Below are 24596 nucleotides of genomic sequence, written 5' to 3' on the forward strand. Positions count from 1 at the left end.
CAATTTCAAGGAGAAATTGACATGACTACCACCCCCACCCAGCAGCTCTCCGACGCCGGCGTGTCTATCTGGCTCGATGACCTCTCCCGCGGCCGGCTCAAGACCGGCACGCTGCAGAAGCTGATCGAAGAGAAGAACGTTGTAGGTGTCACCACGAACCCCTCCATCTTCCACGCCGCCATCACCACGGGGCACGACTACGACGCCGTCATCGCCAAGGAGGCGGCAGCCGGCGCGTCCATCGAGGACACCATCTTCGAAATCACCACCACCGATGTCGCCGACGCCTGCGACCTGTTCGCACCCATCGCCGCCGCGACCAACGGTGTGGACGGCCGTGTCTCCATCGAGGTCGACCCGCGCCTGGCCTGGGACACCGCCGGCACCATCGCCGAGGCCAAGCACCTGTACAAGAAGGTCAACAAGGACAACGTCCTGATCAAGATCCCCGCCACGCTCGAAGGCCTTGAGGCCATCACGGCCACCCTCGCCGAAGGTATCAGCGTCAATGTGACCCTGATCTTCTCCCTCGAGCGCTACCGCGCGGTCATCAACGCCTTCCAGACCGGCCTGGAACAGGCCAAGGACAACGGCCACGACCTGTCCAAGATCCACTCCGTGGCCTCGTTCTTCGTCTCCCGCGTCGACGCCGAAATCGACAAGCGCCTCAACGCCATCGGCACCGAGGAAGCCAAAGCACTTAAGGGCAAGGCCGGCCTGGCCAACGCCCGCCTGGCCTACCAGGTCTACGAAGAGCAGTTCTCCACCGAGCGCTGGGCCGTCCTCGCCGAAGCCGGCGCCCGGCCGCAGCGCCCGCTGTGGGCCTCCACCGGCGTGAAGGACCCCGCCTACCCGGACACCCTCTACGTCACCGAACTCGTCGCTCCCGGCGTGGTGAACACCATGCCGGAAAAGACCCTGGAGGCCACCTTCGACCATGGCGTCATCACCGGTGACACCGTGACCGGCACCTACGAGGAAGCGAACGCCACCCTCAACGCCCTGGAAAACCTCGGGGTCTCCTACAACGACGTCGTCGCGCTCCTCGAATCCGAAGGCCTCGACAAGTTCGTCGCCAGCTGGAAGGAACTGCTGGCCGACGTCGAGGGTGCCCTCGCCTCTGCACGGAAGGCTTCCTAGTCCACAATGAACACACTCAGCTATGACGCCACCGGCGCGGCCCGGAAGGCCCTCGAGCAGCACTTGCCCGCCCTGGTGGAGGACCGCGTCGCCACCCGGATCTTCGCGAAGGACCATACCCTCTGGGGACCCGATGCAGAGGCCGAGTCCTCAATCCGGCTGGGCTGGGTCGAGGCGGCCACCGTCTCCCAGCCCCTGGTGGCGGACATCCTGGAACTCCGCGCTGCGCTAAACGCCGAAGGCGTCACCCGTATTGTCCTCTGCGGCATGGGCGGCTCCTCGCTGGCACCTGAGGTCATTACCGGGACCGCCAGTGTAGAGCTGACCGTGCTGGACAGCACCGACCCTGAACAGGTCGGTGCTGCCCTCGCGGACCGCCTTGCCGAAACTGCAATCGTGGTCTCATCCAAGTCCGGCTCAACCCTGGAAACGGATTCCCAGCGGCGGATCTTCGAGCACGCCTTTGCCGAGGCCGGCATCGATGCCAAGAGCCGGATCATCGTCGTCACCGACCCCGGTTCCCCCCTGGACAAAGCCTCCCGCGAGGCGGGCTACCGGGCCGTCTTCAACGCCGACCCCAACGTGGGCGGGCGCTACTCCGCGCTGACTGCGTTCGGGCTCGTCCCCTCCGGCCTGGCCGGCGTGGACATCCAGTCTTTCCTGGATGAAGCCGAGGAAGCAGCGGAGATCCTTAACGAGGACGGGCCGGAAAACATCGGCCTGGCGCTTGGAACGGCTCTCGGCGGCACCAACCCGCTGCGGGACAAGATCGTCATTGCCGAGGACGGCTCAGGCATCGTGGGTTTCGCCGACTGGGCAGAACAGCTCATCGCGGAATCCACCGGCAAGCTCGGCACCGGCGTCCTGCCGGTGGTCGCCGGTCCGAACGCACCGGAGGTCACCTCCGGCGCTGAAGACGTCCTGGTGGTTCGGCTGGTAGGCGCCGATGCCGACGTCGAACTCGGAGAAAACGAAGTTGCCATCGCCGGTGGACTGGCCACCCAGATGATGGTGTGGGAATTCGCCACGGCGGTGGCCGGACGCCTCCTGGGCATCAACCCGTTCGACCAGCCCGACGTGGAAGCCGCCAAGGTGGCTGCCCGCGGCCTCCTGGATGCGCAGCCGGAACCCACGCCGGCAGCCTTCACCGACGGTGCCATCGAGGTCCGCGGCGGCGAATGGCTGGGGAACGCCGGTTCAGCGGCCGAGGCTGTGTCCGCGCTCCTGGCGCAGCTGGACGCGAACGGCTACCTGAGCGTGCAGGCATACTTCGACCGCTTGGCGTACTCCCGGCTGGAAGGGGTCCGGGACGAGCTCGCCGCCGTGAGCGGCCGCCCCGTCACCTTCGGCTGGGGCCCGCGCTTCCTGCACTCCACCGGCCAATTCCACAAGGGCGGCCCCGCGATCGGCGTGTTCCTGCAGGTCACGGCGGCTTCCAGCCAGGACCTGGCCATCCCGGAACGCCCGTTCACCTTCGGCGAGCTCATCTCGGCGCAGGCTGCGGGCGACGCACAGGTGCTGACCGAACACGGCCGGCCTGTCCTGCGGCTGCACCTCACCGACCGGGCAGCGGGCGTGGGCCAGCTCCAGGAGATCGTTTCGTCGCTTGCCGTGAAGGCGGCTTCCGGCGCTGAAAGCTAAGGCACTGAATTAACCATGCCAGATACTTTGAAGAGGCTTGTGTCCCGGGGCGGGAATCCGTTGCGGGATCCGCGGGATCGTCGTTTGAACCGTATTGCCGGTCCGTCCTCGCTTGTGCTGTTCGGGGTCACGGGTGATCTTGCCCGGAAGAAGCTGATGCCGGCGGTGTATGACCTTGCCAACCGGGGGTTGTTGCCGCCGAGTTTCGCGCTGGTCGGTTTCGGGCGGCGGGGCTGGGATGACGAGGAGTTCGCCGCGGAGGTCAGGGACGCGGTCACCTCGTATTCGCGGACGCCTTTTGATGAGGCGGTGTGGAACCAGCTTTCGGAGGGTATCCGTTTTGTGCAGGGCGAGTTCGACGATGACGCCGCGTTTGAGCGGTTGGGTGAGACGATCAAGGAACTGGACGAGAACCGGGGCACGCGGGGGAATCACGCGTTCTATTTGTCGATCCCGCCGAAGGCGTTTGAGCAGGTGTGCCGGCAGCTCTCGAAGCACGGGTTGGCGCAGGCCGAGGGTGAGAAGTGGCGGCGGGTGGTGATCGAGAAGCCGTTCGGGCATGACCTGGAATCGGCGCGGGCGCTGAATGACATTGTGGAGTCGGTGTTCCCGCCGGATGCGGTGTTTAGGATCGATCATTATCTGGGCAAGGAGACGGTGCAGAACATCCTGGCGCTGCGGTTCGCGAACCAGCTGTTTGAGCCGTTGTGGAACGCGAACTACGTGGACCATGTCCAGATCACCATGGCTGAGGACATCGGCACCGGCGGCCGGGCGGGGTATTACGACGGGGTCGGCGCGGCGCGGGACGTGATCCAGAACCACCTTTTGCAGCTGCTGGCGTTGACGGCGATGGAGGAACCGATCTCCTTTAACGCCGATGATTTGCGGGCGGAGAAGGAAAAGGTTCTGGCCGCGGTGCGGTTGCCGGAGGATCTGTCCACGCACTCGGCGCGGGGGCAGTTCGCCGGCGGCTGGCAGGGCGGGGAGCAGGTGCTGGGGTACCTGGAGGAAGAGGGCATCCCGGCGGACTCGACGACTGAGACGTTTGCGGCGATCCGGGTGGACATCAACACCCGGCGCTGGTCCGGGGTGCCGTTTTACCTGCGTGCGGGCAAGCGGCTGGGCCGGCGGGTGACGGAGATCGCGGTGGTGTTCAAACGCGCCCCGAACCTGCTCTTCGGCGCTCACGGGGGCGTTGGCCACGGGGATGATGATTTCGGGCAGAACGCGGTGGTGATCCGGGTCCAGCCCGATGAGGGCGCGACGATCCGGTTCGGGTCCAAGGTCCCGGGCACCCAGATGGAAGTGCGGGACGTGACGATGGACTTCGGTTACGGGCATTCCTTTACCGAGTCTTCCCCGGAGGCGTATGAGCGGCTGATCCTGGACGTGCTGCTGGGCGAGCCGCCGTTGTTCCCGCGGCACGAGGAGGTGGAGCTGTCCTGGAAGATCCTGGACCCCTTCGAAGAGTACTGGGCGGCCCTGAACGAACAGCCCGAACCCTACGCCCCCGGCAGTTGGGGCCCGGCCAGCGCTGATGAGCTGCTCGCCCGTGACGGACGCACCTGGAGAAGGCCATGATTGTAGATTTGCCGAACACCACCACCTCCAAGGTTTCCAAGAAGATCATGGCCCTGCGCGAGCAGGGCGGGGTGATCGCGCTGGGCCGGGTCCTGACCCTGGTGGTCGTCACCAAGTCCGGCCTGGAGGAGGAAGCGATCGAGGCGGCGAACGACGCCAGCCGGGAACACCCCTGCCGGATCATCGTGCTCGCCGACGCCGGCTCGGCCGCCCCGAACCGGCTCGACGCGCAGATCCGGGTCGGCGGGGACGCCGGCGCCTCGGAGGTCATCGTGCTGCGCGGCTACGGCGAACTCGCCGAGGAAAGCGAGTCCCTGGTCGCGGCGCTGCTGCTGCCGGACGCACCGATCGTGGCCTGGTGGCCCCACGGGGCACCGAAAAACGCCTCCGAAACCTCCATCGGCCGCATCGCCCACCGCCGGATCACCGACTCGGCGAACGAAGCCGAACCCCAGGTCGCTTTGGAGAACATCCGCAACACCTACAAAGCCGGCGACACCGACCTCGCCTGGACCCGCCTGACCAACTGGCGCATCCAACTCGCCGCCGTCCTGGACCAGGTCGATCCCTCCCCGGTCACCGCCGTCACCGTCGAAGGAGCCTCGGACTCACCCTCCACCATCCTCCTCGCGGCCTGGCTCACCCTGTCCCTGGACGCCCCCGTCACCATCGTCGCGGACCCCGCCGGCACCGGCATCCGCAGGGTCCGCCTCACCCGCCCCAGCGGAGACGTCCAGCTCTTCCGCCCCGGACTCTCCGTCGCCGAACTCACCCAACCCGGCCAACCCGCCCAACGCATCTCCCTCCCACGCCGCAGCCTCCGCGACTGCCTCGCCGAAGAACTCCGCCGCCTGGACCCCGACGAAGTCTTCGGTGAAGTGATTACTATTGGACTGCCACGTACCAATCTAAGGAGTGTCCGTCCCAGTGAGCGCTGAGCCCAGAGTAAGCATCCATCCAGACTCTTCCGTCCTCATGGCCGCCATCGCCGCACGCCTGATCACCAAGCTTGTTGACGTCCAGGATAGGTTCGGAGAGGCGACGGTGGTGCTCACCGGCGGCACGGTGGGTATTGGCACCCTTAAAGCAGTGGCGGATTCGCCTGCAGCGCCCGCAGTGGACTGGAGCAAGGTGAATTTCTGGTGGGGCGATGAGCGCTTCGTCAGTGCCAAGGATCCGGACCGCAACACCGTCCAGGCTCACCAGGCACTGCTGCAGCACATCCCGGTCGACCCTGAGCGCGTCCATGAACCGGGCTCCTCGGATGAGTTCGACAGCCCCGACTTGGCGGCTGAAGATTATGCCCGCCAACTTGCGGAAGCTGCTGCAGCCGAACACGCCGCAGATATGTCGGACAACAGGCCGGACACCCCCGGAAAGCTCCCACGTTTCGACGTGGTTCTGCTCGGCGTGGGACCGGATGCCCACATCGCATCACTGTTTCCCGAGCAGGCCGGCATTCGGGAAAAACAGCTCACCGTGGTGGGAGTGCGCAACTCCCCCAAGCCGCCGCCCGAGCGGATCTCGCTGACGCTTCCTGCGATCAACACCGCCGCAGAGGTGTGGATGGTGGTCGCGGGCGAGGACAAGGCCGGTGCCGTTGGCCTGGCTCTCGCCGGAGCCAACCCGGTCCAGGTTCCTGCGTCCGGCCCGGCCGGACGCTCACGCACGCTGTGGCTGATTGACGAGAATGCGGCGTCCCGCGTACCCGAGCAGCTAGTCCGCAAGGCCCCTGCCGGCTCGTAGCCGCTTCAGCGCTCCGGCCAGGACACCTTCAAGGTCCCGGCCGGAGCGTCCTTCTTTAACCTTTACCGCAGCTCCGCAGCTCCGCGGCAGCCCGAAAAGCACGACGGCGGCCGGTCACCTTCGCTCTGGGAAGGTGACCGGCCGCCGTCGTGCTTTGTTGGAAAAACCGGCTGCTATGCCGGCGGGCCGGCTAGGAGTCGGCTACGCCCGTGAACCTCATCAGCAGGCCGAGGGCGATGATTACGGCGCCCCACGTGATGCCGAGAATAACGGTGAACCTGTTCAGGTTCTTTTCCGCGACACCCGAGGAGCTCAGGCCGGAGCTCATGCCGCCGCCGAACATGTCCGACAGACCGCCGCCACGTCCCTTGTGGAGCAGGATGAGCAGGGTCAGCAGGAGGCTGGTGACACCCAGGAGGATCTGCAGAATGACATGAAGAACGTCCACGACGGCCTTTCGGAAGAGAGGGAATGCGGGAGCCTGGCGGGTCTGACGGGCTAGTCAGTCACCAGGTGGCTCTCGAACCTGACAATATTAGCAAATTCAGCCGGGTCGAGGCTGGCCCCGCCGACCAACACGCCGTCGACGTCGCGCTGCTGCAGGATGGCGGCCGCGTTGTTGGCCTTTACAGAACCGCCGTAGAGCAGCCGCACCTTGGCCGCGACGTCGGCGCCGAACAGTTCGGTCAACTCTGCCCGGATGGCGGCGCACATTTCCTGCGCATCTTCCGGTCCGGCAACTTCACCCGTCCCAATCGCCCAGACGGGCTCGTAGGCAACCACGAGTTCGGCGGCCTGCTCGGGGTCGAGTCCGGCAACATCCGCGCGGAGCTGATCGAGGGTGTGCTGGACGTGGGTTCCGGCCTGGCGGATGTCCAGGCCCTCGCCAACGCAGAGCACCGGAGTGACGCCGTGGCGGAAAGCGGCCTTGACCTTGGCGTTGAGCACGTCATCCGACTCGTTGTGGATTGTGCGGCGTTCGCTGTGGCCCACCAGCACGTACCTGCATCCGAGCTTGCTGAGAAACTGGCCGGAGATGTCGCCGGTGTAGGCGCCGGAGTCAAACTGCGAGAGGTCCTGGGCTCCGTAAGCGATGTCGAGGTCATCACCATGGACAAGCGTCTGGACGCCCCGAAGATCAGTGAAGGGCGGGAAGACTGCCACTTCAACGCGGCTGTAGTCGTGATTGGCATCAGACAGGGTCCAGGCCAGCTTCTGCAGCAGGGTGATGCCCTGGACATGGTCCATGTTCATCTTCCAGTTGCCCGCGATCAGTGGCGTGCGGTCAAAGGTGCCGTTAGTTGACGTTGTCACGTGTTCTCCAAAGGGTGCAGCTCAGATGTGCGTTGTCGTGTGAAACAGCCGGCAGGGCGCCTGATACCCGGGGATCAGGCGCCCTGCCGGCAGGGAGTGCTTAGCGGTCCAGCACGCTCAGGCCCGGAAGTTCCTTGCCCTCAAGGTATTCCAGGCTGGCGCCGCCGCCGGTGGAAATGTGCCCGAACTGGTCATCGGCGAAGCCGAGGGTGCGGACTGCTGCGGCCGAGTCACCGCCGCCGACGACGGTAAAAGCTTCCGTCTCGGTGAGGGCCTGGGCCACAGCGCGGGTGCCGGCAGAGAATGCCTCGAACTCGAAGACCCCCATGGGACCGTTCCAGAAGACGGTCTTGGCTGCCGTGATCCGGTCGGCGAAGGCCTTCGCGGAATCCGGGCCGATGTCGAGCCCGATACCCTGCGCACCGAAGCTGCTGCTTTCGATGGCTTCAGCGCTGACAGTCTCGTGGTCCGCGTCGGCAGCGAACTTCGCTGCCACAACAACGTCGGTGGGGATCACGAACTCGGTGCCGGCGTCTGCAGCGCGCTTGAGGTAATCCTGGACCACCGGGATCTGGTCCTCTTCCAGCAGGCTGCCTGCCACTTTGTGCCCGTCGGCTGCCAGGAACGTGAAGAGCATGCCACCGCCCACAAGGATGGTGTCAGCCTTGCCGATGAGGTTGTCGATCACGGCGAGCTTGTCGGAAACCTTGGAACCGCCAAGAACCACGACGTACGGACGCTGAGTGTCAGCCGTCAGCTTACGAAGGACCTCCACTTCCGTGCCGACAAGATCGCCGAGGTACGCCGGGAGGCGGGTGGCGACGTCGTACACGCTGGCGTGCTTGCGGTGGACAGCCCCAAAGGCGTCGTCCACGAAGGCGCCCGTGTCTCCGGTCAGGGCGACCAGTTCATCCGCGAAGGCGCCGCGCTCGGCGTCGTCTTTGCTGGTTTCGCGGGCGTCGAAGCGGACGTTCTCAAGCACCAGGACCTGGCCGTCCTGCAGCCCGGCAGCGAGCTCCTTAGCCGAAGGGCCCACCGTGTCTCCGGCGAGCGTGACGGGGAACGGGGCCAGCTCGGCCAGCCGGGATACGGCGGGCCTGAGTGAGTATTTTTCCTCCGGCGCGCCCTTGGGGCGTCCTAGGTGGGCTGTTACCAGCACGCGGGCACCGGCGTCCGTGAGCTTTCCCAGCACTGGCAGTGAGGCCTTGATGCGGCCGTCGTCAGTCACTGTAGAGCCGTCGAGCGGCACATTCAGGTCACTTCGAACCAGAATGTACCGCCCGCGGACACCTTCAGCGATCAGTTCGTTGAGGGTGTGAAATGTCATGTAGCTAACCCTAGCCCAGCTTTGCGGCCACGAGCTCCGTGAGGTCCACCAGACGGTTGGAGTAGCCCCATTCGTTGTCATACCAGGAAACAACCTTGACCTGGTTGCCGATGACCTTGGTCAAGCCGGAGTCAAAAATGGACGAGGCGGGATCGCCGACGATGTCCGAGGAGACGATCGGAGCGTCCGTGTAGGTCAGGATGCCCTGCCATTCGTCGGACTCTGCAGCCTTCTTCAGCACGGCGTTGACTTCCTCGACCGTGGTCTCGCGGGAGACGGTGACGGTCAGGTCGGTAGCCGAGCCCGTGGGGACCGGAACGCGGATGGCATAGCCGTCCAGCTTGCCCTTGAGCTCCGGCAGGACCAGGCCGATGGCCTTGGCGGCACCGGTGGACGTGGGGACCATGTTGATGGCGGCTGCACGTGCCCGGCGGAGGTCGTTGTGCGGGCCGTCCTGCAGGTTCTGGTCTGCGGTGTAGGCGTGGACGGTGGTCATCAGGCCACGCTCGATGCCGAAGGCGTCATTGACGACCTTGGCCAGGGGGCCGAGGCAGTTGGTGGTGCAGGAGGCGTTGGAAATGATGTGGTGGTTTTCGGGGTCGTACAGCCCGTCGTTGACGCCCATCACGATAGTGATGTCCTCGTCGGAGGCCGGAGCGGAAATCAGGACCTTCTTGGCGCCTGCCTCGATGTGCTTCTTTGCCGCGGCGGCCTTGGTGAAGAAGCCCGTGGATTCGATGACGATGTCCACACCCAGGTCGCTCCAGGGGAGGTTTGCGGGATCACGTTCGGCCAGCACCTTGATGGCGTTGCCATTAACGACCAGGTTGCCCTCTTTGACCTCAATGGTTTCGGCCAGGCGTCCGCCGACGGAGTCGTACTTCAGCAGGTGGGCCAGTGCCTCGGGGCTGGTGAGGTCGTTGACGGCAACGATCTCGAGGTCCGCACCCTGGGCAAGTGCTGCGCGGAAGTAGTTGCGGCCAATGCGGCCAAAGCCGTTGATACCAATACGGGTGGTCACTTTTTCAGTCTCCTTGGTGCTTGATAAAGCACAACTAGTTGAGCGGGCGTTCAAGCCAACTAACAGATCCCGCACGCCATTGGGCAGAGATGATTACCAGATCGGAGGGCGACCAGCCTCATTGCTGAAGGCTAACCGCCTTCCGTGATCCATCTTACGTTTAAGAAGGTCCGCCCCCGCAAGTGCGGGGGCGGACCGTCCACAATTCGGCCTTATAGAGGCTGAATGTGAAGTTTGTTACCAGTGCGTGTAGTGCACCTCACGCTGTTACAGCGTGATCAGGCCCGTGGCGTTGGCACGCGCGGCGGCGAAGCGCTGTGCGACGTCGGCCCAGTTCACGATGTTCCAGAATGCCTTGACGTAGTCAGCCTTGACGTTGACGTAGTCCAGGTAGAAGGCGTGCTCCCACATGTCCAGCATCAGCAGCGGGGTGGTGCCCAGTGCCGTGTTGCCCTGCTGGTCGTAGAGCTGCTCGATGACAAGGTTGCCGCCGATGGGCTCGTAGGCCAGGAAGCCCCAGCCGGATCCCTGCAGGCCGAGGGCGGCTGCGGAGAACTGGGCACGGAAAGCGTCGAACGATCCGAAGGCGTCGTCGATGGCTGCGGCCAGCTCACCTTCGGGCTTGTCCCCGCCGTCCGGGGAGAGGTTGTTCCAGAACACGGAGTGGTTGACGTGGCCGCCGGTGTGGAACGCCAGGTCCTTCGAGAGGCGGTTGATGTTGGCGAAGTCGCCCTTCTCGCGGGCCTCGGCCATCTGGGCCAGCGCGTTGTTGGCGCCCGTGACGTAGGCTGCGTGGTGCTTGCTGTGGTGCAGCTCCATGATTTTTGCGGAGATGTGGGGCTCCAGCGCTGCGTAGTCGTACTTGAGTTCGGGCAGAACGTACTCGGTCACAAAATCCTCCAATGTCGTGGACAGTTTGTCCGGTTCGGTAACTCTCGGATTATGCATCCGGATGACTCGGCACCCGGAAGATTTCAATGGCGGAGCCGTGCTGCTTTGCGGGAGGAAAGCCCCGTCCGGCAGGTTAGTCCACCATCTGGTCTTGATTCTATGGGCGCCCGCTACTCGTCCAGCATTTCCGGCGTCACATTGGCATCCGTGCCGGGAATGCCGAGGTCGGCTGCACGTTTGTCCGCCATGGCCAGCAGCCTGCGGATGCGGCCGGCAATGGCGTCCTTGGTCATGGGCGGGTCTGCGAGGCGCCCGAGTTCGTCGAGGCTGGCCTGTTTGTGGGCCACGCGCAGTTCACCGGCGTACTTGAGGTGTTCGGGAACGTCGTCGCCCAGGATTTCGAGCGCCCGGTCCACGCGTGCACCTGCAGCGACTGCCGCCTGTGCGGAGCGGCGGAGGTTGGCGTCGTCGAAGTTCGCAAGCCGGTTGGCGGTGGCCCGTACTTCCTTGCGCATCCGCCGTTCCTCCCAGACCATGAGCGCGTCGTGGGCGCCCATCCGCGTGAGGAGCGCGGCGATGGTGTCTCCGTCACGGATCACTACGCGGTCCACTCCCCTGACTTCACGCGCCTTAGCCTGAATGCCGAGCCGGCGGGCGGCGCCAACGAGGGCCAGGGCGGACTCGGGGCCGGGGCAGGTGACTTCCATGGAGGAGGACCGGCCCGGTTCTGTGAGGGAGCCGTGGGCCAGGAAGGCGCCGCGCCACACGGCCTCGGCGTCGGCGGCGGAGCCGTTGACCACAACGGACGGGAGACCGCGGACGGGACGACCCCGGGAATCCAAGAGGCCGGTCTGGCGTGCCAGCGCCTCCCCGTCACGGACAACCCGCACCACGTAACGGCTGCCGCGCCGCAGCCCGCTGCCGGAAACCACAATGATCTCGCTCTGGTGCCCGTAGACCTCGGCGATGGCCGCCCGCAGGCGCCTGGCCGTGGATGCCAGATCCACCTCGGCCTCGATGACAATCCGGCCGGAGATGATATGGAGCCCTCCGGCGAAGCGGAGCATGGCTGAAACCTCGGCCTTGCGAACGGAGGATTTCTTAATGTCCAGGCGGGACAGTTCTTCCTTGACTGATGCTGTCAGTGCCATGGCACCTTCCTAACTGTTCCCGAAAATGTCCTGGTAGGCCGTTGCCAGCCGCAGGGGGTCGTGGACGGGACGCCGACCCGAAGCCCCTACTTTACCCAAGACAACCTCGGCTCCGATCATCCCCGCGGCCCGCTCAAACTCCTTCAGATCCGCGACCGATGCGGGGTCGGCCAGCACGACGTCGGCGCTGAAGTCCGGCGCGTAGCCCCGCAGGACATGCAGGTGGTCGGCGGCGGACATCCCGGAGGTTTCCTTGGTGTCCATCGCGAGGTTCATTGTGAGGCAGCGCTTGGCCGGGGTGTCACACAGTGCCTGCCGCATCTCGGGCAGCAGCAGATGCGGCAGGACCGAGGTGTACCAGGATCCAGGGCCCAGGACCACCCAGTCTGCGAGCTCAATCGCGGAGAGGGCTTCCACGCAGGCCGGCGCCTGTTCGGGCAGGAGCCGCACACTTTCGAGCGAGCCGGCCACTGCACAGCGGGCCTGGCCCTTGATGGTGGTGACGGTGCTGCTGCCGTCCGGGGCGGTGACACGCACGTCGCCCTCGATGGTGAGCGGCACGGTGGACATCGGCAGCACCTGGCCGCGGGCGCCGAGCAGTGCGCCGGCCCACTTCAGACCGGCCACCGCGTCGCCCAGTAGCTCCCAGAGTGTGACGATCAGCAGGTTCCCCATCGCATGGTCGTCCAGCGAGCCCCCGCCCGGCGCTGACCGGAAACGGTGCTGCATGACATCCCGCCACGTGCGACCCCAGTCGGTGTCGTCGCACAAAGCCGAAAGGGCCATGCGGAGATCGCCCGGCGGCAGAACGCCGTACTCCTGGCGGAGGCGGCCGGAGGATCCGCCGTCGTCCGCCACGGTGACCACGGCGGTAAGTTCGGATGTCAGCAGCCGCAGCGCCGAAAGCGACGCCGAAAGCCCGTGGCCCCCGCCAAGGGCCACTACCGTGGGGCCCTTGTTTTGCTGGGAGCCTGTCAGGCCCGACGGCGGAATAAGGGGCAGGGGGCCGGTGAGCACTCCCATTATTCGCGGCCCAGGTCCCGGTGCGTGGTGGTCACCGTGACGCGCGGGTATTGCGCAAGTTTCTTGGAAAGTTCGACGGCGACAGCCACTGACCGGTGTTTGCCACCGGTGCAGCCGACGGCGATGGTGGCGTAGTGCTTGTTTTCCCGGCGGTAACCGTCGAGGACCGGCTCGAGCGCCATGACGTAGCGTTCCACGAAGTCCGGGACGCCTTCCGCTTCCAGGACGTAATCGCTCACGTCCCGGTCAAGCCCGGTATGGGGCCGCAGTTTGGGCACCCAGTGGGGGTTGGGGATAAAGCGGACGTCCGCCACGTAGTTGGCGTCAACCGGCAGTCCGTACTTGAAGCCGAAGCTCATGACGTTCAGGCGCAGCGCCACGGGCCCCGTCTCGGTGAAGAGTTCGGTGATGGCCGTGGCGAGGCCGTGGACATTGAACGCGGACGTGTCCAGGACGACGTCGGCGGAATCCCTCAGTTCCTTCAGCAGTTCACGTTCAGCCGCAATGCCGTCCAGGATCCGGCCGCCGCCCTGCAGCGGATGCGGGCGCCTGCCCTGTTCGAAGCGGCGGACCAGGACGTCGTCGCTCGCGTCGAGGAACAGCACCCGGAAGGTGACGCCGCTGGCCGCGAGGGCGTGAAGGGCGGCGCGGATGTCGGCGAACAGCCCCTTGCTCCGCACGTCCACCACGACGGCGAGACGCGGGATCGACTGCGGGGCGTGGGACACCAGTTCGGCCAGCGTCCCGAGCATTTGGGGCGGCAGGTTTTCGACGACGTACCAGCCGTGGTCCTCCAGCGCGTCTGACGCCGTGCTGCGCCCGGCGCCGGACATGCCCGTCACCACGAGCAGTTCCGCCTCGACTGGCTTGACTGGCGTGAGGCCGTCCTCGTCCACGCCGGTTCGTGCCGTCGGCTCTGCCATTAATTCCAGCCCCATTTCTGCTTTTGCTTGCCGTGTGCGTGCGCACACTCCTGCGCGCGGCAAGATTTCCGTACTTACCCTAGCTAAGAAACGGGATGCTGGTTAAGTTTCGAGCACTTCGCCGGTGGTCATGTTGATGGCGGGCAGGGCGTCAGCAGAGTCCGCGCCGGCGCCATCGGCATTGAAATGGGCGACGATCGCCGCCGCCAGCGCGGGGCCTATGCCTTTCGCCTCCGTCAGTTCCTCAGCCGTCGCCGCCTTGATCTTTTTGACCGAGCCAAAGTGCGCGAGCAGCGCCTTGCGCTTGGATGCCCCCAGACCCGGAACGGCATCCAGGGCGGAGACCGTCATCGCCTTGCCGCGCTTCTGGCGGTGGAAGGAGATGGCAAAGCGGTGCGCCTCGTCCCGGATGCGCTGCAGCATGTACAGGCCCTGGGAAGAGCGGGGCAGGATCACCGGGAAGTCGCTGTCCGGCAGCCAGACTTCCTCGAGCCGTTTCGCCAGCCCCACCACGTAGACATCGTCCACCCCCAAGTCGGCGAGGGCCCGGGCAGCCGCATTGACCTGGGGCTTTCCGCCGTCCACCACCACGAGGTTGGGAGGGTAGGCAAACCTGGCGCGCGGCGCCGGGGTGGTGGTGTCCTGCAGCTCCACAGCCGCCCCGGTGTCCTTATTCCGGGTGGCTGTTGTGCTGGCGCCGGCGGCGTGCGGGCTGGCCGTTGCCGCGGCCGGCACGAGTTCCGAAACCTCCACCTGCGCTGTCTTGTCCGTGAGGTAGTGCCGGAAACGCCGCGTCAGGACGTCGTGCATCGCAGCGGTGTCGTCGGCGGCCGCGGCCCCCGTGATGGAGAACTTCCGGTAGTCGGACTTCTTGGGCAATCCGTCTTCCACCACAACCATGGATGCCACGACGTTGGTGCCCTGGACGTGCGAGACGTCGTAGCACTCGATCCGCAGCAGCGGCACGGGCAGGTCCAGGGCCTCCTGCAGTTCCTGAAGGGCCAGCGACCGCACGGTGATGTCGCCGGCGCGCCGGGTCTTGTGCAGCTTCAGGGCGTGCTCCGCGTTTTCGCGGACCGTGGACATCAGGGCCGCCTTGTCGCCGCGCTGTGGTACGCGGATTTCCACCTTGGCGCCCCGCAGGCCGCCTAGCCACACTGCCAGGTCAGCCGCGTTGCTCGGCTCCACGGGGACAAGCACTTCACGGGGAAGCCTGCCCTGGACTTCCGCGTCTTCACCGTAGACCTGCTGCAGCAGGTGCTCAACGAGGTCCGGGGTGGTGAAGTCCTCGACCTTTTCGACCACCCAGCCTCGCTGACCCCTGATCCGGCCGCCGCGGACGTGGAACACCTGGACGGCGGCTTCGAGCTCATCCTCGTGGAGCGCAAACACATCGGCGTCGGTGTCTTCCCCCAGCACGACGGCGTTCCGCTCAAAGACCTTGCGCAGGGCGGTGATGTCGTCGCGGATCCTGGCCGCGCGTTCGTAGTCCAGTTCGGCGACAGCAGCGGCCATGTCCTTCTCGAGCCGTGCGATGAAGCGCTTGGCCTCTCCGCCCATGAAGGCGCAGAAGTCCTCCGCCAGCGCCCGGTGCTCCTCGGGGGTGACTCTGCCGACACAAGGGGCGGAGCATTTGTCGATGTAGCCGAGCAGGCAGGGCCTGCCGCTGGCCTGGGCGCGCTTGAGAACACCCGCGCTGCAGCTGCGGACGGGAAAGACCCGCAGCAGTGTGTCCATGGTTTCACGGATGGCCCCCGCTGTGTACGGGCCGAAATAGCGCGTACCTTTGCGGCGTTCACCGCGCATGACCTGCACGCGGGGCAGCTTCTCCCCCATCGTGACCGCGAGGTACGGGTAGGTCTTGTCATCGCGGAACACGACGTTGAACCGTGGCTTGAATTCCTTGATCCAGGTGTATTCCAGTTGCAGCGATTCCAGTTCGCTGCCCACCACTGTCCATTCGACGCTGCTGGCCGCGTAGACCATCGCATGCGTCTTGGGCAGCAGGCCCGCAGGGTTGGCGAAGTACGAGTTCAGGCGGGAGCGGAGGTTCTTGGCCTTGCCCACGTAGATGACCCGTCCGTGGGGATCGCGGAACCTGTAAACGCCCGGGTTGGTCGGAATTTCACCCGTTTTAGGGCGGTAACTTACTGGATCTGCCACAGTTCCAGTCTACTGAGGCGATGGCATGGCGGCTGCCAGGAGCCTGCCGCCTGCTGCGCCCTACTCGACGGCCTTGCTCTGGTTGTAGCTGGTTGAGCGTTCCTGCCCGCTGAGTTCCGCGATGGCGTCCATGATCCGGTCGGTGACCTGCCGCCGTGCCGGCAGCGAGTGGTCCGGCCCGGTCTTCTCGAAGTGCAGGGGCTCCCCCACCTTCATGGTGAAATGCTGCGGCTTCACGGCGTTGCGGCCAGCGGGCTGCAGCTTTTCCGTTCCAATGAGGCCCACGGGGACGACGGGGGCGCCTGTGGTCAGGGCAAGCCAGCCGACGCCGGTTCGGCCCCGGTAAAGGATCCCGTCCCGGGAGCGGGTTCCCTCGGGGTAGATGCCGATGCCCCTGCCGTCCTCGAGGATATCCAGCAGCGTCTTCAGTGCCTGCACGCTGGCGGCCTGTTCACCGCGTTCCACGGGGATGGATCCGACGGCTTCGAAGAACGACTTCATGAGCCGGCCTTTAATGCCTTTGGTGGTGAAGTATTCGGCCTTGGCGAAAAATGCGACGGGCCGCGGCATCAGCGCCTGGACAATAACGCTGTCCAGGAAGGACAGGTGATTGGGGGCCACGATGAACGGGCCCTCCGTTGGCACATTCTCCAGGCCGATGACTGTGGGCCTGCAGGAACCGGAGATGAGCCCGCGGGTGGTCCACCGGATGCCGTCAAAGAGTTCCATCGTTGCGCACCTCGCTCAACGCTGCCGCCCGGGCTGATTCCAGCTGCTCGATCGTGGTGCGGAGCGCCGGAACATCATCCACCACAGCCACGGCACCGGCTTCTTCAAGCTCGCCGTCCGGAGCAAAACCCCACCGGACACCGATGCAGTCTATGCCGTTGGCGATCGCTCCGGAAACGTCCTGTGCGCGGTCTCCTACCATCATGGCGTGCTGTGTACGCAGTTCAGCCATCGCGGCAGCGATGATGCCGGCTTTGCCCACAGGCCCGGCGGCAGCGGCAGTCTCATCCGCGGCTGACCCTTGGACCGACACGAAGCGGTCGAGGATTTTGTGGTGCTGAAGGACGAGGGGCGCCAGGTGTTCCGGCTTCTGCGTAGCCACCGCCATAGGCCGGCCGGCTGCTGCGAAGCTGTCCAGAAGCTCCATGATCCCGGGATACAGCCGGCTTTGTGAGATGCCGGTGTCAAGGTAGCGCATGCGGTAGCTGCGGATGACGTTCTTCAGCATGGCCGGCGGAACGGCAGCGACCGTCAGCAGTGCGTCGCTCAGCTTCGGCCCAACCATAGCGTTGAGCAGCTCCTCGCTTGGGACGGGAAGTCCGTACTCCCTGAGGGCCGCGGCAATACCGTCAGTTATGCCGCCGGCGGGATCGACAAGAGTGCCGTCCAGGTCGAAGATTACGGGCACTGTTGTTGAAGTCACCGGCTTAGTTTCTCACGAGTGCACTTTTGCACAAACTCACATGCCGTGCGGGGAATACTTCCCGCACGGCATGCGGGCTCCTGCCCGTCACCGCTCAGCGAGAGGCGCTCCCGGTCGTTGCCGGAGCGTTGTGCTAGGCGAGAATTTCGGCCAGGAACCTCGCTGTGTGGCTCTCCGTGGACTTGGCCAACTGCTCGGGTGTACCTGAGGCCACGATCCGTCCGCCACCGGAGCCGCCGTCCGGTCCCAGGTCGACAATCCAGTCCGCACTCTTGATGACGTCCAGGTTGTGCTCAATGGTGATGACGGTGTTGCCCTTGTCCACCAGGCCCTGGAGCACCAGCAGCAGCTTCCGGATGTCTTCGAAGTGCAGCCCTGTGGTGGGCTCGTCGAGAACGTAGACGCTGCGCCCGTTGGAGCGCTTTTGCAGTTCGGACGCCAGTTTGACGCGCTGGGCCTCGCCGCCGGAGAGCGTCGTTGCGGGCTGTCCCAGGCGGACGTATCCGAGACCGACGTCCACCAGCGTATTAAGGTGTCGGGCGATGGGCGAGAAGGCCGCAAAGAATTCTGCGGCTTCCTCGATGGGCATGTTGAGCACGTCCGCGATGGTCTTGCCTTTGTAATGCACTTCGAGCGTCTCCCGGTTGTACCGTGCACCGTGGCAGACCTCGCACGGCACGTAGACGTCGGGGAGGAAGTTCATCTCGATCTTCAGCGTGCCGTCGCCGGAACAGGCCTCGCACCTGCCGCCCTTGACGTTGAAGGAGAACCGTCCGGGCATGTAGCCGCGGACCTTCGCCTCGGTGGTCTCCGCGAAGAGCTTGCGGATGTTGTCGAAGACGCCCGTGTAGGTGGCCGGGTTGGACCGCGGGGTACGCCCGATCGGGCTCTGGTCCACATGGACCACCTTGTCCAGGTGCTCCAGCCCCTGGACCGTGCGGTGCCTGCCGGCGACCTGCTTGGCGCCGTTGAGCTTGTTGGCCAGGACCTTGTAAAGGATCTCGTTCACGAGGGTGGACTTGCCGGAGCCGCTGACGCCGGTGACTGCCGTGAAGAGTCCCAGCGGGAAGGCGGCATCGACGTTGAGGAGGTTGTTCTCGCGGGCTCCTACGACCTTCAGCTCGCGCTTCTTGTCGTATTTGCGCCGCTTTTTGGGAATGTCGATCTTCCTGCGCCCGGAGAGGTAGTCGCCGGTAAGGGACGCGCTGTTCTCGAGCAGCGCCTTGTAGGAGCCGGAGTGGACCACCTGGCCACCGTGCTCCCCCGCACCGGGCCCGATGTCCACAACCCAGTCGGCTTCGTGGATGGTGTCTTCGTCGTGCTCCACCACGATGAGCGTGTTGCCCATGTCCCGGAGCCGGGTAAGGGTCTCGATGAGGCGGCGGTTGTCCCGCTGGTGAAGCCCGATTGAGGGTTCGTCGAGGACATAGAGCACGCCTACCAGGCCGGACCCGATCTGGGTGGCGAGCCGGATGCGCTGCGCCTCGCCGCCGGAGAGGGTCGCCGAAGCGCGTTCCAGGTTCAGGTACTCCAGGCCGACGTCCAGCAGGAAGGTGAGCCGGGCCTGGATTTCCTTCAGGACCTGGTGCGCGATCTGCGCCTCCCGGCCCGTCAGTACGAGGCTGTTGAGGAAGTCGGCGCATTCCCGCATGGGCAGCGCCGCAACCTCGGCAATGGACTTGCCGTTGATGAGGACGGAGAGCGACGCCGGGTTGAGCCGGGCACCGTTGCATGCCGGGCAGGGAACCTGCCGCATGTATTCCTCGTAACGGTCGCGCGTCCAGTCCGAGTCCGTCTCGCCGTGCTTGCGGTGCACGTACTGGATGGCGCCCTCAAAACCGGTGCTGTACTTGCGCTCCCGGCCAAAACGGTTGCGGTACTGCACCACCACCTTGTGGTCCTTGCCGTGCAGCACAGTCTGGCGCACGTCAGCCGGCAGCTTCTCCCACGGAGTGTCCATGGAGAAGCCCACCTCCTTGGCGAGACCGTCCAGCAGGCGGTTCCAGTATTCGGTGGTGGCAGTTCCGAGGGACCAGGGTGCAATGGCGCCCTCGGAGAGGGAAAGCTCGGGGTTGGGGACGATGAGGTCTTCATCCACTTCGAGCTTGCTGCCGATGCCGCTGCAGGCCGAGCATGCACCGAACGGGTTGTTGAAGGAGAACGAGCGCGGCTCGATTTCGTCGATGGCCAGCGGATGCTCATTCGGGCATGCGAGATTCTCCGAAAACGCGCGCAACCGGCCCGGGTCCTCGGCGTCAAGGTCTACGAAATCAGCCAGCACACGGCCCTCGGCCAGTCCCAGCGCCGTCTCGATGGAATCGGTAAGACGCTGGCGGATGCCCTCCTTCACCACGAGCCTGTCCACCACCACCTCGATGGTGTGCTTGAACTGCTTGCCAAGCTTGGGCGGGTCGCTGAGCTGGACGAGATCCCCGTCCACGCGGGCACGGGAGTAGCCCTTGGCGGTCAGTTCCTTAAAGAGCTCGACGAATTCACCCTTGCGTCCGCGCACCACGGGCGCCAGGATCTGGAACCGTGTGCCGTCCTCCAGTTCCAGCAGCTGGTCCACGATCTGCTGCGGCGTCTGCTTGATGATGGGTTCACCGCAGACCGGGCAGTGCGCGCGGCCAACACGCGCCCACAGCAGGCGCATGTAGTCGTAGATCTCGGTGATGGTGCCGACTGTGGAACGTGGGTTTTTGCTCGTCGATTTCTGGTCGATCGACACAGCCGGCGAAAGGCCTTCGATGAAATCGACGTCAGGCTTGTCCACCTGCCCGAGGAACTGGCGGGCGTAGGCCGACAGCGATTCGACGTAGCGGCGCTGGCCCTCCGCGAAGATGGTGTCAAAGGCAAGGGAGGACTTCCCTGAGCCGGACAGTCCGGTGAAGACGATCATGGCGTCGCGCGGCAGATCGAGGTCAACGTTGCGCAGGTTGTGTTCCCGCGCGCCCTTGACCACCAGGCGGGAAAGGTCCGGACGCCCTGGTTTCGCAGAGTTCAGTGGCACGACGGCGGAGTTGGTATCTACGGCTGTTTCTTCAGCTACGGCTTTAGGCACCATACAATGCTAATCGAAAACTTCTTCGAAGACCCACGCGGCAGGTCGGGCAGTGACGGGGGCTACTCGGCGTCGTAGGCCGCCGCCAGGAGATGGACTGCCTCCGCAAACGTCGCCCCCTGTGCCTTGGCTGCTGCAGCATATTCGGCGGCGGCCGCCGAAAGAGCTCCCCACCGTTCGTCCCGTGCGCAGACGACTGTGCCGTTCCGCCCCTTGGTGGCCACTACCCCTGCAGCCTCAAGCTCCTTGTAGGCCCGCGCCACCGTGTGGGGAGCCATGCCAAGGACCTCGGCAAGACTCCTGACGGCAGGCAGCCTGGTTCCGGGCGGGATGTTCCCCTTGTCCGCTTGTTCGATGATGTGGAGCCGGAGCTGTTCGTAGAGGGCCACGGAGCTGCCGTGGTTGGGTTTCCAGCGCCCCGGGAAAGTCTGTCCGGTGCTCACAGGGCTGGCTCTCCGAGCCCGCGGAACTGGGCGTTGTACAGCCGAGTGTAGTATCCGCCGCCGTTCAGCAGGCTCTGGTGGGTTCCCTGTTCAACGAGGCGTCCGTGATCCATGACCAAGATTAGATCAGCGTCACGGATCGTGGACAACCTGTGGGCAATGACGAAGCTCGTTCTGCCCTGCCTCAGCCTCTTCATGGCCAGGCGGATCTGCAGCTCGGTCCTCGTGTCCACGGAGCTGGTGGCCTCGTCCAGTATCAGGACGGCACGGCTGGCCAGCTCCGCACGTGCGATGGTGATCAGCTGCCGCTGGCCCTGGCTCAGGGAGTCTCCGCCGTTGCCCAGTAGGGTGGCATATCCGGCCGGCAATGTACGGACAAAACGATCCACATGGGTAGCCTCGGCAGCGGCCTCGATTTCTGCGTCGCCTGCGCCGGGCCGTCCATACTCGATGTTCTCCCTGATTGTCCCGCTGAAGAGCCAGACATCCTGCGGAACAATACTGAAATGCGACCGCAGCAAGTTCAGCGGCAGATCGGCGATGTTGGTGCCGCCGAACGTGATGCGGCCGGAGTCGAGCTCGTAAAAGCGCATCAGTAGATTGACCACCGTCGTTTTGCCCGCCCCCGTATGGCCGACGATGGCCACGGTCTGTCCGGGCTGGACCGAGAAGGCGAGCCCGCTGACGGCGGGAGCGTCCGTGACGTAGCCAAAGGTCACGTCCTCGAACCTGATCGGCCCCCTGAGTTCGCGAATGCCGTCTGCAGCAGGGCGGCCTGCAGCAGGACGGTCATCGATCTCCTCCGAGTCCAACAGGGCAAAGACGCGTTCTGCGGAGGCTGCGCACGACTGCATCAGAGTGAGCATGCCGCCAAGCTGTCCCATGGGCTGGGTGAACAGGCGGTTGAACTGGATGAATGCCTGGATGCCGCCGATAGTCATGGGGCCCGCAGTGACTTGGAGGGCGCCGACGACCGCAACGGCCACGTAGTTGAGGTTCGCGATAAACACCATCAGGGGCTGCACGGCCCCCGACATGTATTGCGCCTTTGCCGCGGTGCGGGCCAGGCGGTCATTTCCGCTTGCGAATATCTCTGAGACAGCTTCCTGCTGTCCGAACGCCTTGATGACTTCGTGCCCGGTCACGAATTCCTCGATGTGGGCGTTCAGTGCCCCCGTTGCAGCCCATTGTTCCGCAAAGTACGCCTGGGACTTCCGGGCAATGAGTACGGTGATGAGGGTGGAGACAGGAACCGAAACCAGCGCGATGGCCGCGAGCAGCGGTGAGATCCACAGCATCATGGCCAAGGAACCGCAGAGCATCAGGACAGCCACGATCACCTGCGTGAGCAGCTGGTTGAGGGACTGCGCAATATTGTCGACATCGTTGGTTGCGCGGCTGAGCACGTCGCCGCGGGCTTGTTCCTGGAAGTGCGAGGACGGCAAGCGGTGCACCTTGTTTTCGACGGCGGCCCGCAGGTTATAGACGAGCCGTTGCACGGCGCCCGCAGCGAGCACGCCCTGCGTCCAGTTGAACAGGGACGTCCCCAGATACATCACTGCCACCACCAGGAGCAGCCCCGCCAACCTGCCTTGGTCGAAGGCGCCGCCGACGAAACCTTCCACGACAACGTCCGTGGCGTCCCCGAGGAGTTTGGGCGCTGCGATATTGAGGGCGGCGAAGGCGCAGGTCGCAGCAACGGCGGCGATCATCCTGCCCCGGACCGGGGCCAGGAGCCCCACCAAACGTGCTGCTGCCGGGAGGAAAATGCCGGTCGGCCGCCCGGCCGTGTGTGCACCCCTCACGGCAGGTCATCCGTCATGGCACGGTCCCTCACGGCTGCCGGTTCAGTTCGAGCTGGGACTCCGCGATCTCGCGGTATGTCCGGCAGGTTTTTAGGAGCTCGGTGTGTGTTCCCTGAGCTACAAGGCGTCCCTCATCAAGGACGAGGATCTGCCCCGCGTCCATAATGCTGGTGATGCGTTCGGCTACGACGATCGTGGTGGCCTTCGCCAGGACCGGTGCAAGGTCATGTCGGACACGGGCCTCGGTGGAGTAGTCCAGTGCTGAGAAACAGTCGTCCAAAAGGAACAGCTGAGCCTTGCGGAGGACAGCCCTGGCGATGCAAAGCCGCTGCCGCTGGCCGCCGGAAAGCCCTGCGCCGCCCTGTCCGATCGCGGCATTGAGGCCATGCGGCAGCCGGCGGACGAACTCATCCGCCTGCGCGCGCCGGAGGGCCTGCCACAGCTCTTCCTCGCTGGCGTCGGGGGCCGCCATGCGGAGGTTTCCTGCCACTGTCCCGGAGAAGAGGTAAGCATGCTGCGGGACCACGGCCATCCGCTCCCGGAGGTCATTCAGCCCGAAGCTGCGGATATCCCGTCCGCCGAGGGTGATCACACCGTCTACGGCATCCACGAAGCGGGGCAACAGGTTCAGCAGTGTGGATTTTCCGCTGCCTGTGGAGCCGACGATTGCAGTGATGGACCCGGGCCGGGCGGTGAAGGAAATGCCCGCAAGGACGGGGGTTTCCGCCCCGGGATAGGCAAAGGTGACGTTCCGGAACTCCACCGTCGCATCTGAACCGGCCGAATGTGAACCGGCTGGATCTGAATTGGCGGGATCCGGGCCTGCGGCATGGGACGCGGCCGCATCGGGGCCGGCGGCTGCCGCGTCTGCATCGCCGTCGGCCTTTTCCGGACCCGCGATGGCAGGCTGCACATCCAGCACCTCCTGGATGCGCTCTGCGCAGACGGCCGCGCGGGGAGCGGTCATGAAGACGTACATTGCCATCATGATGGCCAGCAGGATCTGCAGGATGTAGGCGATGAAGGCGGACAGCGCCCCCACCTGCATGTTCCCGGCCTGGATGAGATGCCCGCCGAACCAGACCACTGCCACGGAGGACAGGTTCACCACGATCATGATCAACGGGAGCATGCCTGCCACGAGCAGCGCTGACTGCAGATTGTTGCCGGTCAGCTTCCGGTTTGCCTCGGCGAAGCGGCCGGCCTCATGGTCCTGCCGCACGAAGGCACGAATGACGGTCGAACCGACGATCTGTTCCCGCAGGATCCGCGTTACGCCGTCTATCAGTGTTTGCCCCTCCCGGTACAACGGGATCAGCCGCCGCACAATCAGTGCCATGATGAGCACCAGCAGCGGAACAACGACGATCACGACGGCGGACAGGGCTGCGTCCTGCTGCACAGCCAGGACTACCCCGCCGATGCCCATGACCGGCGCGGCGGCCAGCATCGTGAATACCAGCACTGCGAAGGTCTGAATCTGCTGCACGTCGTTGGTTGCACGGGTGACCAGGGTGGGGGCGCCGAACGCGTTGACCTCCTGCGAGGACATGGCCTGGACGTGCGCGAACAGGCTGCGCCGGAGCCGGTGGCCGAGCTTCATGGCCACGACGGCGCCGAGGTAGCCTGCGCCCAGCGCAGCGCCGGCCTGGACGAGGGACAGCCCGGCCATCCATGCTCCCAGCTCCAGAATCACGTCACTCCGCCCGCGGAGGATGCCGTCGTCAATGATGCTTGCATTCAGCGTAGGCAGCATCAGGTTGGCGGCGGTCTGAAGCATCTGCAGCACGAGGATGGCCCACACCGCGGCACGGTGTTCCGACAGGAGGCTGCGCATAAGCCGAAAGAGCACCGGGCGCCTCCTTCATGGCTGGTGCAGAACAGGAGCCTTCACCGCCGGCCCCCACAACCGCTTCCTCCTTGTAAGCTAC

The 24596-nt window shown here is 65.2% G+C and carries 20 protein-coding genes; 5 read left to right on the forward strand and 15 right to left on the reverse strand.

Annotated elements, in window-relative coordinates; genetic code table 11:
• Nucleotides 1-21 precede the first annotated feature (21 nt).
• Genes tal through pgl form a run of 5 tightly spaced genes read left to right on the forward strand, consistent with a single transcriptional unit; the run spans nt 22 to nt 6111 of the window.
• Nucleotides 22-1140: a transaldolase gene (gene tal / locus M1E01_RS09950; protein ID WP_457971456.1), complete on the forward strand. Its 1119-nt coding sequence runs from the start codon at nt 22-24 to the stop codon at nt 1138-1140.
• Between the two features lie 6 nt (nt 1141-1146).
• Nucleotides 1147-2781, forward strand: a complete 1635-nt coding sequence (locus M1E01_RS09955) for a glucose-6-phosphate isomerase (protein WP_457971457.1) — start codon at nt 1147-1149, stop codon at nt 2779-2781.
• A gap of 15 nt (nt 2782-2796) precedes the next feature.
• On the forward strand, nt 2797-4365 hold the full coding sequence (zwf, locus tag M1E01_RS09960) for a glucose-6-phosphate dehydrogenase (protein ID WP_457971458.1): 1569 nt from the start codon (nt 2797-2799) through the stop codon (nt 4363-4365).
• Nucleotides 4362-5303, forward strand: coding sequence for a glucose-6-phosphate dehydrogenase assembly protein OpcA (locus M1E01_RS09965; protein WP_457971459.1), 942 nt, complete (start codon nt 4362-4364; stop codon nt 5301-5303). Before zwf ends, M1E01_RS09965 begins: the two co-directional genes overlap by 4 nt.
• The gene (pgl, locus tag M1E01_RS09970; RefSeq protein WP_457971460.1) at nt 5293-6111 is read left to right on the forward strand and encodes a 6-phosphogluconolactonase; all 819 of its coding nucleotides are present in this window, start codon (nt 5293-5295) and stop codon (nt 6109-6111) included. The genes M1E01_RS09965 and pgl overlap by 11 nt, the downstream gene beginning before the upstream one ends.
• Nucleotides 6112-6301: 190 nt before the next feature.
• On the opposite strand, the gene secG is transcribed toward pgl, so the two are convergent.
• The 15 genes from secG to M1E01_RS10045 form a co-directional block, all read right to left on the reverse strand.
• Entirely contained in the window at nt 6302-6559 is a 258-nt protein-coding gene (gene secG, locus M1E01_RS09975) for a preprotein translocase subunit SecG (RefSeq protein WP_400481606.1), read from the reverse strand.
• Between the two features lie 50 nt (nt 6560-6609).
• Entirely contained in the window at nt 6610-7425 is an 816-nt protein-coding gene (gene tpiA, locus M1E01_RS09980; protein WP_457971461.1) for a triose-phosphate isomerase, read from the reverse strand.
• Between the two features lie 100 nt (nt 7426-7525).
• Nucleotides 7526-8752, reverse strand: coding sequence for a phosphoglycerate kinase (locus tag M1E01_RS09985; RefSeq protein ID WP_457971462.1), 1227 nt, complete (start codon nt 8750-8752; stop codon nt 7526-7528).
• A 10-nt stretch (nt 8753-8762) separates the two neighbouring features.
• Nucleotides 8763-9773, reverse strand: coding sequence for a type I glyceraldehyde-3-phosphate dehydrogenase (gap, locus tag M1E01_RS09990; RefSeq protein ID WP_457971463.1), 1011 nt, complete (start codon nt 9771-9773; stop codon nt 8763-8765).
• Between the two features lie 267 nt (nt 9774-10040).
• Nucleotides 10041-10664, reverse strand: coding sequence for a superoxide dismutase (locus tag M1E01_RS09995; protein ID WP_457971464.1), 624 nt, complete (start codon nt 10662-10664; stop codon nt 10041-10043).
• 170 nt (nt 10665-10834) lie between these two features.
• Complete coding sequence (gene whiA / locus M1E01_RS10000) at nt 10835-11815, reverse strand: DNA-binding protein WhiA (protein ID WP_457971465.1); 981 nt, start codon at nt 11813-11815, stop codon at nt 10835-10837.
• A 9-nt stretch (nt 11816-11824) separates the two neighbouring features.
• Nucleotides 11825-12838, reverse strand: coding sequence for a gluconeogenesis factor YvcK family protein (locus M1E01_RS10005; protein ID WP_457971466.1), 1014 nt, complete (start codon nt 12836-12838; stop codon nt 11825-11827).
• The gene (gene rapZ / locus M1E01_RS10010) at nt 12838-13761 is read right to left on the reverse strand and encodes an RNase adapter RapZ (protein WP_457971467.1); all 924 of its coding nucleotides are present in this window, start codon (nt 13759-13761) and stop codon (nt 12838-12840) included. Before rapZ ends, M1E01_RS10005 begins: the two co-directional genes overlap by 1 nt.
• Before the next feature lie 102 nt (nt 13762-13863).
• Entirely contained in the window at nt 13864-15924 is a 2061-nt protein-coding gene (uvrC, locus tag M1E01_RS10015; RefSeq protein ID WP_457971469.1) for an excinuclease ABC subunit UvrC, read from the reverse strand.
• 60 nt (nt 15925-15984) lie between these two features.
• Complete coding sequence (locus tag M1E01_RS10020) at nt 15985-16653, reverse strand: lysophospholipid acyltransferase family protein (RefSeq protein ID WP_457971470.1); 669 nt, start codon at nt 16651-16653, stop codon at nt 15985-15987.
• Nucleotides 16640-17356, reverse strand: a complete 717-nt coding sequence (locus tag M1E01_RS10025) for an HAD hydrolase-like protein (protein WP_457971471.1) — start codon at nt 17354-17356, stop codon at nt 16640-16642. The genes M1E01_RS10020 and M1E01_RS10025 overlap by 14 nt, the downstream gene beginning before the upstream one ends.
• A gap of 133 nt (nt 17357-17489) precedes the next feature.
• Nucleotides 17490-20417: an excinuclease ABC subunit UvrA gene (gene uvrA / locus M1E01_RS10030; RefSeq protein ID WP_457971472.1), complete on the reverse strand. Its 2928-nt coding sequence runs from the start codon at nt 20415-20417 to the stop codon at nt 17490-17492.
• A gap of 62 nt (nt 20418-20479) precedes the next feature.
• Entirely contained in the window at nt 20480-20860 is a 381-nt protein-coding gene (locus M1E01_RS10035; protein WP_457971473.1) for a GntR family transcriptional regulator, read from the reverse strand.
• Entirely contained in the window at nt 20857-22572 is a 1716-nt protein-coding gene (locus M1E01_RS10040) for an ABC transporter ATP-binding protein (protein ID WP_457974930.1), read from the reverse strand. The genes M1E01_RS10035 and M1E01_RS10040 overlap by 4 nt, the downstream gene beginning before the upstream one ends.
• Nucleotides 22573-22693: 121 nt before the next feature.
• Entirely contained in the window at nt 22694-24517 is a 1824-nt protein-coding gene (locus M1E01_RS10045; RefSeq protein WP_457971474.1) for an ABC transporter ATP-binding protein, read from the reverse strand.
• Between the last annotated feature and the right edge of the window lie 79 nt (nt 24518-24596).

This window comes from Arthrobacter sp. D1-17, from assembly GCF_054130535.1.